The sequence below is a fragment of the Bacillus sp. FSL R9-9410 genome (assembly GCF_038050385.1).
Lineage (GTDB): Bacteria > Bacillota > Bacilli > Bacillales > Bacillaceae_G > Bacillus_A > Bacillus_A cereus_U.
The window spans coordinates 288030-300562 of sequence record NZ_JBBOTV010000001.1 but is presented as its reverse complement, the minus strand read 5'-3'; the positions used below and the strand labels follow the sequence as shown (position 1 = coordinate 300562).

Sequence of the window (12533 nt, the reverse complement as noted above, 5' to 3'; positions counted from 1 at the left end):
AAAGTTCCATATCATCCTTCCATTATAGCAGTGTCGTTTCTGCTAGGAAAGATGCACTTCCTCACGAATGAGTTCAAATAAAAAAAGTCAGGAGGATTCTCCTGACTTTATATGCATATTCTTTTATATCGCTATAGCTTTTATATTGATTTTGTCATATCGATAACGACACATCCGTTAATCTTTCCTACTTCCATGTAAACGCTTCCCTGTTATCGTTACAAAAGTTCTTACAAGCACATCTTAATATACTAGAGAGAAATAACTCATTTAATCGTGACGACACTAAGCAGGAAATTTTACAAGTTATTGAATGGTTATGATGAATACAAATAAAAAAACCTTAGAAGAAAGATCTTCTAAGGTTTTAAACAATTAGTTAATGTTGTTTTTTGCAACTGTTGCTAATTCAGCGAAAGCTTTTTCGTCATGAACAGCTAAGTCAGCAAGCATCTTGCGGTTAACTTCGATGCCAGCATTTTTTAAACCGTGCATTAAGCGGCTGTAAGAAAGACCATTCATACGAGCTGCTGCGTTGATACGTGTAATCCATAATTTACGGAAGTCACGTTTCTTTTGACGACGGTCACGGAATGCATACATTAGAGATTTCATAACCTGTTGGTTAGCAACCTTAAATAATGTACTCTTAGAACCGTAGTAACCTTTTGCTAATTTTATAACTTTTTTACGACGTTGACGAGTAACTGTACCACCTTTTACTCTTGGCATAATATTACCTCCTAGTTTGTTCTATATATCAGCCGAACTTATTTTAAGTTGTCAAGCATTTGACGAATGCGTTTGAAGTCACCAGCGCTAACTACACCAGCTTTACGTAGTTTACGTTTAGCTTTTGTAGATTTGTTAGCGAATAAATGGCTTGTGTATGCGTGAGAACGCTTCAGTTTACCAGATCCAGTCTTTTTGAAACGCTTTGCAGCGCCGCGATGAGTTTTTTGTTTAGGCATAGGTATTTCCTCCTCTATCTATTACTTATCGTTTTTCGGTGCTAAAACTAAGAACATACTACGTCCTTCCATTTTAGGCTTAGATTCAATTGTACTAACTTCAGCACAAGCTTCTGAGAAGCGATCTAAAACACGTTGACCGATTTCTTTATGAGTAATGGCACGTCCTTTAAAGCGAATTGACGCTTTAACCTTGTCGCCTTTCTCTAAAAACTTGACAGCATTACGAAGTTTTGTGTTAAAGTCATGTTCATCAATTGTTGGACTTAAACGAACTTCTTTCATGCTAATTACTTTTTGATTTTTGCGCTGTTCTTTTTCTTTCTTCTGTTGCTCAAAGCGGAATTTACCGTAGTCCATAATGCGGCATACTGGCGGTTTCGCATTTGGAGCAACCAATACTAAATCAAGATTAAGACCTGCAGCTAAGTCTAAAGCGTCATTACGAGACTTGATTCCAAGTTGATCGCCGTTTGCGCCAACTAAGCGTACTTCACGTGCACGAATTTGCTCGTTAATCATCATATCCTTGCTAATAGTAAGCCACCTCCAAGGTTTTCTTAGAATACGTTTTGCAATTGTAGAACCCGAACAAAAAAAGTGCGGGCACACGGCACCCACACTTGTAATATCTCTAGTAAGAAATACATTTACCTGCTAACTGCGAATGCGTCCATCAGGTGAGAAGCGGGTGCTTCTACTTGTCAAAACCATATTCTATTATCCTTGATGAGTTTATCATAGGACATGACGTCTGTCAAGAAGACGCGATGTGTTTTACTAACAACAAGAAATATTGTAACAAACAACCAGCATACTTGCAATACTTTTTTATGATAAGTATTGTTTGGTTATTTTTTCTAGATTTTCTTTTTTATAATATATAAAAGAGCCGCGGTATACCGCGGCTCTTTCTTATCGTTTTCCTTCTACTTTAATCATGTCAACAAACGCATCTAATGCGATTGTTTCTGATTTTTGTTCACCATATTTACGTACGTTAACGCCATTTTCAGTAACTTCATTGTCACCTACTACAAGCATGTACGGAATCTTTTGCATTTGTGCTTCACGGATTTTGTAACCAATTTTCTCTTCACGAGTGTCTACTTCAACACGGATACCAGCACGTCGTAATTCATCTTGTACTTTCTTCGCATAGTCTAAATGTACTTGCGGAGAAACTGGAATTACTTGCGCCTGAACTGGAGCTAACCAAGTTGGGAATGCGCCTTTGTATTCTTCAATTAAGAAGGCTACGAAACGTTCCATAGTTGATACAACACCACGGTGAATTACAACTGGACGATGTTGTTTACCGTCTTCACCAACGTAAGTTAATTCAAAGCGTTCTGGAAGTAAGAAGTCTAATTGTACAGTTGAAAGTGTTTCGTCTTTTCCAAGAGCAGTACGAACTTGAACATCAAGTTTTGGACCATAGAATGCCGCTTCACCTTCAGCTTCATAGTAATCAAGACCCATTTCATCCATAGCTTCTTTTAACATACCTTGTGCTTTTTCCCACATCTCATCATCAGCATAATACTTTTTAGTATCTGCTGGGTCACGATAAGATAGACGGAATGAATAGTTTTCTAAACCGAAATCTTTGTACACTTCTAACGTTAAGTTTACAACACGTTTTAATTCTTCTTTAATTTGATCTGGACGAACGAAAATGTGCGCATCATTTAAAGTCATTCCGCGTACACGTTGTAATCCAGATAATGCTCCAGACATTTCATAGCGGTGCATTGTTCCAAGTTCCGCAATACGGATTGGTAATTCACGGTAGCTGTGAATATCATTTTTATAAACCATCATATGGTGAGGGCAGTTCATTGGACGAAGAACTAACTCTTCATTATCCATTTCCATTGATGGGAACATGCCATCACGGTAATGGTTCCAGTGACCAGAAGTTTCATAAAGCTCTCTACTTCCTAATACTGGAGTGTATACGTGATCATAGCCTAAGCTTGCTTCTTTATCAACGATATAACGCTCGATAATACGGCGAATTGTTGCACCTTTTGGTAACCAAAGTGGTAAACCTTGTCCTACTTTTTGGCTATTAGTAAATAGTTTTAACTCTTTACCTAATTTACGGTGATCGCGCTCTTTCGCTTCTTCAAGCATACGTAAGTGCTCATCTAATTCTGCTTTCTTAACGAATCCAGTACCGTAAATACGTTGTAACATTTTATTATTGCTATCGCCGCGCCAGTAAGCACCAGCAACACTTAATAATTTAAACACTTTAATTTTCCCTGTAGATGGAAGGTGAACACCACGACAAAGGTCGAAGAATTCGCCTTGCTCATAGATTGAAATAACTGCATCTTCTGGAAGATCGTTAATTAAATCTAATTTTAACTCATCGCCGATTTCTTCAAAGCGACGAAGTGCTTCTGCACGTGGTACTTCATGACGAACGATTTCTAAGTTTTCGTTCACGATTTTTTGCATTTCTTTTTCGATTTTTTTGAAGTCTTCAACTGTAATTGCTTCTTCCATATCAATATCGTAGTAGAAGCCATTTTCGATTACTGGACCAATGCCAAGCTCAAGCTTAACATCTTTATATATACGTTTTAACGCTTGTGCTAAAAGGTGAGCTGTTGAATGGCGTAAAATATATAAGCCATCTTCAGAGTCTAATGTAATAATAGAAACTGCACCATCTTCTTCGATTGGTGTAACAAGGTCGATCATCTCATCGTTTAATTTTCCAGCCACAGCTTTTTTCTTTAAGCCTGGGCTAATAGAAGCTGCGATTTCTTCAGTTGTTACTCCTTTTGGAAACTCCTTCACAGCTCCATCAGGGAAAGTAATTTTAACTACATCTGCCATCACTGGTCACTCCTCTTTTTTTTCAAAATAAAAAACACTCATCCCATAAAAAGGGACGAGTGTTGAATTCGTGGTTCCACCCTTGTTCCAATTAACCTTATTGTTAATTGCTCAAGTTCAACATAACGGTGTTGTCCGTTAGCAATTACTAGAAAAACGTTCACTGCTAAAGTTTAGAGGTGGTAAGTAATAATCCCGTAATAGGAAGCTCGCACCCTAAGGCTTCCCTCTCTGAAAATCGTAGAAAACTACCCATGTCCTCATCATAACATTTCGATATATTTCATTTATGTAGGTAATTATATGCTCAAAAACTTAGAAAATCAAGGGCGTTACCTTTATTTTTTAAATTTTTCACGTTGCGCTCAAATTCATGTAATCCATGTAGTTGCACTCGTTCCTGAAATACATTTCGCAAAGTAATAATCATATTATGATCTTGTTCTTTCGTATATAAATAAATCTTTTTCGGCGAAATAGAAAGAAGTGGTGCAATTACTTTCGTATCAATATATACATCCTGTTTCTTTAATAATTCTTCATCTATATATTGAACCAATTTATCCTGTTTTAAACGTCTACCTTTATCATCATAGAAAATAAAACTTTCATCAAAAATAAGATGCACACAGGACAAACGTGATTTCCGGCTACTTACTTGTTGGCGAAGTGTCTCAATGAACATTTGATATTCCTGCTCCATCTTATACTCATCAATTGCAACTTCAGCAAGCCTAGCTATCATTTCCCTATATGTACGAAGACGAAAACGAACGTATGATGAAAACGAGAATGAGAGCGGATCACAAAGCCAATCATTCAAAGACGACGCAATATAAGATTCAAATTTTTGACGTGTTAAATCACGAGCTACTCCTTTTCTTCTTTCCTTTAAAATCTCATGTGCCATATGCAATATTTGATGACACTCTTCTTGTTCTTCATAAAAAAACTTTTCCTTTAAAATGGTGTGAATCCATTCATTTTGTTTCACATTCATAATGAAATATAGTAATACTGGCAATAAAATCTTTTCAATATAATTCGATTCACATAATGGTATATGGATAACAACCTTTTGTTCGTTTAAATATACACTTGTTTCCTTATATAAGGATTCCGTTCTTTTCGTTAGTTGTCTGTATACGTGCACAGCATCATTTTTTTCTTCGAAGCAAATTTCAATCACTTTTGTCCCCCCCCTTTATCCCCGCTCTAAAGGATTGCATCTATACGTTACAAATCCTATAAGAGTCCGATCTATGGAAGTTCACTCTTAGTAGAAACCTATCTCCCATTGTTAGAACATCCACTCGATATGGCTTGCTAATTTTATATATATTAAGGGAGGGAGAAAAAAATGATACAAGCTACTCTGAAAAAATGATTAAAATAAAAAAGAGCAAGCTTCTCAGCTCGCTCTTTACTTATTACGACGGTTCTTCCCGCCAATTGGGATTGGCTTCGCTAAATATTTAATTCGTTCCATAATACGGGCCGCTTTCATCTCTTCTGCTTCACCGCGCTGTGTATACGTTAAATGATGTTCCAACTGTTTGAAATCAAAGTTAGATGTAAAGAACGTCGGTAAGTTTTCCAACATACGGAACTGTAAGATTGCACCGAGTACATCATCACGTACAAAACTTGACATCGCTTCTGCCCCGATATCATCTAACATTAATACTTGTACACGTTTGACAGCATCAATCTTTCCGCTAATCGAATTATCTTGAATCGAACTTTTGATTTCACGTAAAAATTCAGGGAAGTATACGAGCATCGAACTAATTTTCTTTCGCGCAAGCTCATTTGCAATTGCCCCTAAAAGATACGTTTTCCCTACACCAAATTTACCGTACAAATATAAACCTTGTGCTTTTTTACCTGGTTCGTATGTGTTTAAAAATTCATTCGTTGCACCTATTGCATCAATACGTGCATCTAAATCTGAAGGGTCTAAATTTTCCATAGTTGCCTGCAAAATGTCAACTGGCATATATACACTTTGAACAAGTTTTTCATATTTTTTTCTCTCATCATATGCTACTTTTCTAATACAACGATCGTATTGAATATCAATCATCTTACCTTGGATGACGAGCTTCGGCTCATATCCTTGTAGCATATTTTTACATGACCCTAAATCTGGACAATCCGCACACCCTACACTTTGTCCAATATATTCATATAACTTCACAAGACTTCGTTCAATCATAGAAGTCGTTACTTCACCTTTATGTTCGTCTATAAATTCTTTCACACGAGGGTGCGCCATCACTTCTGCCTTTAAGACTTCATATCTATTTTTAAAGTTTTTATTTTCCATTAATTTCGTAAATGAATTTTGAATATGCTCCATTTTCTCACCTCAAAGAGCGTTCATTTTCTTTTATTAATCACGCTTATATTTTTTCAATACTTCTTCTAATCGTTTCCGTTCATCTTCTAACGTACTTGCATCTTTTTTCGCACTTACGTCATTTTTTACAGGTTCTTTCTCTTCTTCTTTCGACTCTTCTTTAAGCCAATCTGGTACCATTTCTTTTCTCACTGTTTTCTTCGCTGTACGACCTTTTTTCTTCGTCTCAGCCCACTCTTGATATTGACGATTCTCTTCTTTCGCTAGCGCCATCGCCTCGCCTACTGTACCAACCTTTTTTCGCGCCCAATGTCCAGCAATCTTCTCGACATACGTTTTAGCAAGCTTCATATCTGAGCGTAGCATAACGTAATATATAAGTACATTCACAACCCCTGGCGTTAACTTTTGGTTTATCATTACATCCTCAACGATTTGCAAGTCCGCTTTCGTCGCCTCTGCACCGCCTGAAATCTCTTTCAATAGTTGTTTTGGCGAGATTTCCTCTAACTGCTTCATTAGCATCTCTTCTTGCGTAGATGGCTCTTTCTCTTTCATTGTACGAGCAGCATGAGGTTGCACTCTTTCACTTAATACAGGTAACGCTTGACCATTTTCGAATTGATACCAATCGCGTGCTCCCTTCCGAAGCCTTTCGATATCAATTGTTTGTATCTCTGTCACTGCGCCAAGAACGATATTTTGCATCGATAACACATCTACACCGTACACATACGCGAGTGTAATGACACATTCTCTCACTTGATCTGTAATCGCCTTTTTAGGAACAAGCGCTGATAGTCCGTCTACAAATAAAGAGAAATCAAAGAAATCATTCCAAACTTTCGGAGCATCCCCATTCTCGTTACTTGGCATAATTGTCGTTTTCGGAATACGCAATTCTTCTTGCGCATATTCAAACTGACCTGGGTTAAACGAATCAAATATATCGTTGAAGGAGCGCGTAACATTTTCATAAGAAGCAAAATCGAATTCTTCTTCTAAGAAATATTGCTTTACTTGGTTGTATTTTGTCCGACTCAAGCGATTATATAAAAAGATACTTAAAACAATATCATCAAAAAACTGCTTCGGAGATAAAGGTGGTTGCAATTCATATATAAACATTCGAATATCTTTTTCTTTCTTAATATATACATTTAAAAGACCAATCGCTTCTAACTTTACTCGTTCCCCATATATTTCAGGAAGTTGCATTTGCATAGTCACCATAAGGGAGTGATGTGTATTCTCTTTTCCAAACACACGATCTTGCTCTAACTCTCCCCATAGTGTCATGTATAAGCTAAAAGCTCTACTACCTATTAACGGCTGATACAACATCGTTAATACTTTCCGGTCGTAATTATGTAACAACCCTTTCGCACTTACTTTATAACGATCAATCGGCAATAGCTCCATCCATGACTGTTTTTCCATTCTTGCTTTTCCTTTCTCTCATCCAATCTAACCTACATTTCACTCGTTCTATCTTTATTATATAATTTATTAGCGAAAAAGAGCTATTAGCTTCCGCTTCTAGCTCTCTTATCTCGTTTACTTACAATATATAAAGGGATTCCTTCTACTCTCTCTCTTTTTGCAGTATATCTTTTAATTCTTCAATAAATACATTTAAATCTTTAAATTGACGATACACAGAAGCAAAACGTACGTAAGCAACATCATCAATATCACGAAGTTCTTCCATAACAATTTCACCAATCATATCACTTTTCACTTCTGATATACCTAAGTTACGAAGTTCACGCTCCACACTTTGTGTTACTTCCTCTAACTGCCTTAAAGATACAGGTCTTTTTTCACACGCTTTAATTAAACCGCGTAAAATTTTCTCTTTATTAAACTCTTCTCGTGTTCCTTCTTTTTTAACAACGATAAGAGGTGATTCTTCTACTCTTTCAAATGTCGTAAAGCGACTTAAACAACTTTCACACTCTCTTCTTCTTCGAATAGAGCGCCCCTCGTCTACCGGACGCGAATCTAACACTCTTGTGCCATTATGAAAACAGGATGGACAACGCAATTCATTCACTCCTTTACACTATAATCTTTATTCTTTCGCTACTCACCTACATGTGACAATATATATACAATATTATATAACTCATTCTTCTATAATGACCACTCTAAGTTATTACATATCGTGATCCTATTTTATATAAACTAAAAAAGAGGTGCATTATACACCTCTTTACATTTTAAATCAATTATGTTCTTTTTTAAAGAGCTTTTGTTTCTCTCTGCTTAATTTCGAAGCTACCAGTGCCTCGAGGAAGCTCGATGCTCTCACGCGTTTTCGCGTTTAAACCTTCTGCAATATATTCTGCAGCAACATTTGGATCAATACGATCCCCACAAGTATAAACATCAATACTTGCGTAACCGTGCTCCGGAAAGCTATGAATTGTTAAATGTGATTCCGAAATAATTACTACTCCACTTACACCTTGTGGTGCAAATTTATGAAAAGCAACCTCACGTACTTCAGCACCAGCTCTTAGTGCTGCATCCACAAATAATTGTTCAATATACGGCATGTCATTAAGCTTGTCGAAATCGCAATCCCAAAGTTCAGCGATTACGTGACGACCCATCGTATCCATAGTATCCATTCTACAGTTCCCCCTTGTAAATTTATTCTAACTGTTCGAATTGAAAACTAATTTGCAATTTGGCTTGCTCCACTACCACGGGGGAAAGTTAGTCCAGAGAGGTCCTAACCCTTTAAGTAGTGACTACGTACCTCAGCTCTTAAGTTTACGAGTGTTAGTATACTTTGTTTATTTTCATTTTGCAACAACAGTTTTTTCGATTTTCTGTCATAATTTCCTCTTTACTTTTCCCTAAAAAAAATAAACGATTCACAAATACAGTAATCACAACGTTTTTTGGTCTGTCCACTATTTGAAAATATACCCATATAATTTTTTTCTTTTCAGAAAAAAATAAAAAAAGAGAGCAAATATTCACTTGCCCTCCCTCTATTTCACTTAAATATGTTGTACATTTTCTTGTTTTGCTAATTCATCAACAACTAACGTTACAAGATCTACAACACGACGAGAGTAGCCCCACTCGTTATCATACCAAGCAAGTACTTTCACTTTACGCTCACCCATTACCATTGTAGATAAACCATCAATAATAGCTGAGTGTGTATTTGTATTAAAGTCGATAGACACTAAAGGCTCTTCGCTGAATTCTACAATTCCTTTTAACGCACCGTTTGCAACAGTTTTGAATGCTTCATTAATATCTTCAACTGTTACATCACGTTTTACGTCTACTACTAAATCAACAAGAGACACGTTTGGTGTTGGTACACGAAGTGCCATACCATGGAGTTTTCCGTTTAAGTGTGGAAGAACTTTTGCAAGCGCTTTCGCAGCGCCCGTCGTTGTCGGAATGATAGACTGTCCGCAAGCACGCGCTCTTCTTAAATCTTTATGTGGGTTATCAATATTATTTTGGTCATTTGTATAAGCGTGAACAGTTGTCATTAAACCGTTTTCAATTCCGAACTGCTCATCTAACACCTTTACAACAGGCGCTAAACAATTTGTTGTACAAGATGCATTTGAAATAACGGTATGTTTTGTAATATCTAATTGGTCTTCGTTCACACCAACTACAATTGTTACATCTTCATTTTTACCAGGAGCTGTTAAAATAACTTTTTTCGCTCCAGCTTCAACATGAAGAATTGCTTTTTCTTTCGAGTTGAATTTACCAGTTGCTTCAATTACAACTTCAACACCCAGATCTTTCCAAGGCAATTCCTTTGGATCGCGGTTGTTTAAAAGGCGAATCATTTTCCCATCAACTAGTAGGTGATCTTCAAATGCTTCCACTGTTCCGTCAAACTTTCCATGAACTGTATCATATTTAATTAAATGTGCTAACGTTTCTGATGGATAGCTTGCATTGATTGCTACAATTTCGAATGCGCTTTCTTTTATTGCTTGACGAAATACCATTCTCCCAATACGTCCAAATCCATTAATTGCCACACGAGTCATAATATGTTGTCCCCCTTGAATGCGTTATACTATTTATCTCCAATCCCAATAATAGTATAACACAAAAAGGAGATATGTCACTAAGCATTTTCATTAATTTCGCAATTTTTTAATCAATAATGTTCCATTCTTTCAAAATAGCCGCTAATTGTGTTTTCGCTTCAATAATTGTGCCATCATTATAAATTACTTCATCTGCCTTCTTTACTTTTTCTTCTAGTGGCATTTGAGATTGAATACGCGCTGTTGCTTCTTCTTCTGAAAAGTTATTTCGTTTCATTAAACGTTCCAATTGCGTATTCGGTGTGACTGCTACAACTACAACACGATCAACAAGATTTGTTAATTTACTTTCAAACAAAAGAGGGATATCTAACACAACCGCTTGCATACCTTCTTTTATGTACATCTCCTTTTGTGCATTCATTTCTTCACGCACTGCAGGGTGAACAATTTTGTTTAACTGCAATCGTTTTTCTTCATTATAGAAAACGACACTTCCAAGCTTCGGGCGATCCAGCTCCCCATTTTCTTGTAACACTTCCGTTCCAAACACCTCTACAATTTTGTTATATGCTGGTTTTCCTCGTTCTACAACTTCTCGCGCAATAATATCTGCATCAATAACCGGTATACTCATTTCACGAAACATTTCTGATACCGTACTTTTTCCGCTTGCAATGCCTCCTGTTAATCCAATTATTACTGTCATAATAATCCTCCTCATAATATCAAAGGCGCGAAACTAATGTTCCACGCCCCTACTTACATTTTCCAAATCCCAATAATAATGAGTAATACCCCAGGCAGGAATGTGAATTTTTGTAACCATTTCATATTCGATAAAATCGTACCAAGCTTCATTCCAATAAATAAAAATAAAGAACTCATAACCGCGACTAATACCGCCATCATCGCCGGTGCATAACCTAATAAAGATGCACCAATTCCAGCACCAAACGAATCTACAGAAAGAGCGATGCCGAGAAGTAACGCTTCTCCTGCAGAGATAGTTCCTGATTTATCAAAATCGGCAACAGTCGGCTTCCGCAAAATTTGAATCACTAACCCTAGAGAAGCAATTTCTAACTTCCAAACCTTCTCTTCTTGCTTCGGTTCTTCTTTTTTATCACTTCGAAAAAATTGGTATAATACCCAAATCCCGATTCCAATAAGAACAAACCCACCGATACGCGTTGCGATAACAGGTGAAAATATTTTCGCAATCATATGTCCAATTCCCATGGAAACGAGCATGACAGCCGCTGAACAGATTCCGATAATTATAATTGATTTTAGTGGAATTCTTACACTTCTTAATCCGTATGTTAGCCCCACACTACAGCTATCTAAGCTTAATGTAAAAGCTAATAAAATAAGAGATAAATAAAGATACATCGGTAAGCTCCTCCCTTATACATAGCTCTGCTCTATGTATATGACAAATGCCTATCCGATGTTATCCCTTTTCTATATTCTAGGCTGACAAATTGGGCAGTAATGTGTTCCCCTTCCGCCAACAACTGTTTTTTCTAATAGCGTACCGCAAGTCACACACGGTTCTCCTTTTTTTCCATATACATTTAGAAGTTCCTGGAACGAACCAATTTGTCCTTGCGAATTAATATACGTTCTAATTGTACTTCCGCCACGCTTAACCGCTTCGCCCAGCGTTGTAACAATCGCCTCATAAATTCTTTCTACTTCTTCTTCTGTTAAAGATGCAGCTTCTCGTTCTGGATGAATTTGCGAACGGAATAATACTTCATCTACATATATATTTCCAAGCCCCACTAAAAGACGCTGATCTAATAATACAACTTTTATTTTGCGATTTGTCTTTTGCAATCTTTCTTGTAAGTACTGCGGTGTCAATTCAGCATCAAATGGCTCTGGTCCTAAATCAGCAAGAGGCATTTGAGCAAACTCTTCACCTTTCTTAAAGAGATGCATCGTACCAAACTTTCTCACATCTTTATAATGCAATTCAGTTCCATCTGTAAATAAGAAACGTACGTGTGTATGTTTATCAATTGGCTCATCCTCTTGATGAAGTAAAAACTTACCTTCCATACGCAAATGTGAAACAATTACATAGTTTGTTACATACAAAAGCAAAAACTTACCTCTTCGCTTTATATTCTCGATCATCTCGCCTCTTAACATATCTTTAAAGATTTCTGCATCGTCCGGTCGTTTCACTATTTTTGGATAAGTGATAATTACATCTTCAATCACTTTTCCCGTTACAAGATTTTCAAGTGTCCGTCTAACATTTTCAACCTCTGGTAATTCCGGCATTTT

At 36.8% G+C, this 12533-nt stretch carries 13 protein-coding genes and 2 other annotated features; all 13 genes read right to left on the bottom strand.

What is annotated here, in order from left to right; translation table 11 throughout:
* Positions 1–375: 375 nt before the first annotated feature.
* The 13 genes from rplT to mutM all read right to left on the bottom strand — a co-directional run bounded on the left by rplT (position 376) and on the right by mutM (position 12530).
* Positions 376–732 carry a 50S ribosomal protein L20 gene (gene rplT / locus MKX77_RS01665; protein WP_001138364.1) on the bottom strand — a complete coding sequence of 119 codons (357 nt, stop codon included), beginning with the start codon at positions 730–732 and terminating at the stop codon, positions 376–378.
* Positions 733–770: 38 nt separating this feature from the next.
* On the bottom strand, positions 771–971 hold the full coding sequence (gene rpmI, locus MKX77_RS01660) for a 50S ribosomal protein L35 (protein ID WP_001125945.1): 201 nt from the start codon (positions 969–971) through the stop codon (positions 771–773).
* Positions 972–992: 21 nt separating this feature from the next.
* Positions 993–1496: a translation initiation factor IF-3 gene (gene infC, locus MKX77_RS01655; RefSeq protein ID WP_002015470.1), complete on the bottom strand. Its 504-nt coding sequence runs from the start codon at positions 1494–1496 to the stop codon at positions 993–995.
* Between the two features lie 63 nt (positions 1497–1559).
* Positions 1560–1680, bottom strand: a sequence feature (ribosomal protein L20 leader region).
* A gap of 206 nt (positions 1681–1886) precedes the next feature.
* Positions 1887–3824, bottom strand: a complete 1938-nt coding sequence (thrS, locus tag MKX77_RS01650) for a threonine--tRNA ligase (RefSeq protein ID WP_215554364.1) — start codon at positions 3822–3824, stop codon at positions 1887–1889.
* Positions 3825–3872: 48 nt separating this feature from the next.
* Positions 3873–4100: a binding site (T-box leader), on the bottom strand.
* 31 nt (positions 4101–4131) lie between these two features.
* Positions 4132–5013 (bottom strand): putative sporulation protein YtxC, encoded by an 882-nt coding sequence (gene ytxC, locus MKX77_RS01645; protein WP_002112187.1) that lies wholly within the window; start codon positions 5011–5013, stop codon positions 4132–4134.
* A 234-nt stretch (positions 5014–5247) separates the two neighbouring features.
* The gene (dnaI, locus tag MKX77_RS01640) at positions 5248–6186 is read right to left on the bottom strand and encodes a primosomal protein DnaI (protein ID WP_002015473.1); all 939 of its coding nucleotides are present in this window, start codon (positions 6184–6186) and stop codon (positions 5248–5250) included.
* 33 nt (positions 6187–6219) lie between these two features.
* A complete protein-coding gene (locus MKX77_RS01635; RefSeq protein WP_002160267.1) occupies positions 6220–7626 on the bottom strand; it encodes a replication initiation and membrane attachment family protein in 1407 nt (468 codons plus the stop codon).
* Positions 7627–7771: 145 nt separating this feature from the next.
* Positions 7772–8233 (bottom strand): transcriptional regulator NrdR, encoded by a 462-nt coding sequence (nrdR, locus tag MKX77_RS01630; protein WP_001203686.1) that lies wholly within the window; start codon positions 8231–8233, stop codon positions 7772–7774.
* Between the two features lie 196 nt (positions 8234–8429).
* A complete protein-coding gene (speD, locus tag MKX77_RS01625; protein ID WP_002003660.1) occupies positions 8430–8813 on the bottom strand; it encodes an adenosylmethionine decarboxylase in 384 nt (127 codons plus the stop codon).
* 387 nt (positions 8814–9200) lie between these two features.
* A complete protein-coding gene (locus MKX77_RS01620; RefSeq protein WP_215554366.1) occupies positions 9201–10229 on the bottom strand; it encodes a glyceraldehyde-3-phosphate dehydrogenase in 1029 nt (342 codons plus the stop codon).
* 109 nt (positions 10230–10338) lie between these two features.
* Positions 10339–10941 carry a dephospho-CoA kinase gene (gene coaE, locus MKX77_RS01615; RefSeq protein ID WP_341305648.1) on the bottom strand — a complete coding sequence of 201 codons (603 nt, stop codon included), beginning with the start codon at positions 10939–10941 and terminating at the stop codon, positions 10339–10341.
* Between the two features lie 53 nt (positions 10942–10994).
* Complete coding sequence (ytaF, locus tag MKX77_RS01610; RefSeq protein WP_215554368.1) at positions 10995–11627, bottom strand: sporulation membrane protein YtaF; 633 nt, start codon at positions 11625–11627, stop codon at positions 10995–10997.
* A 72-nt stretch (positions 11628–11699) separates the two neighbouring features.
* Positions 11700–12530, bottom strand: coding sequence for a DNA-formamidopyrimidine glycosylase (gene mutM, locus MKX77_RS01605; RefSeq protein WP_341305647.1), 831 nt, complete (start codon positions 12528–12530; stop codon positions 11700–11702).
* Positions 12531–12533: the final 3 nt, after the last annotated feature.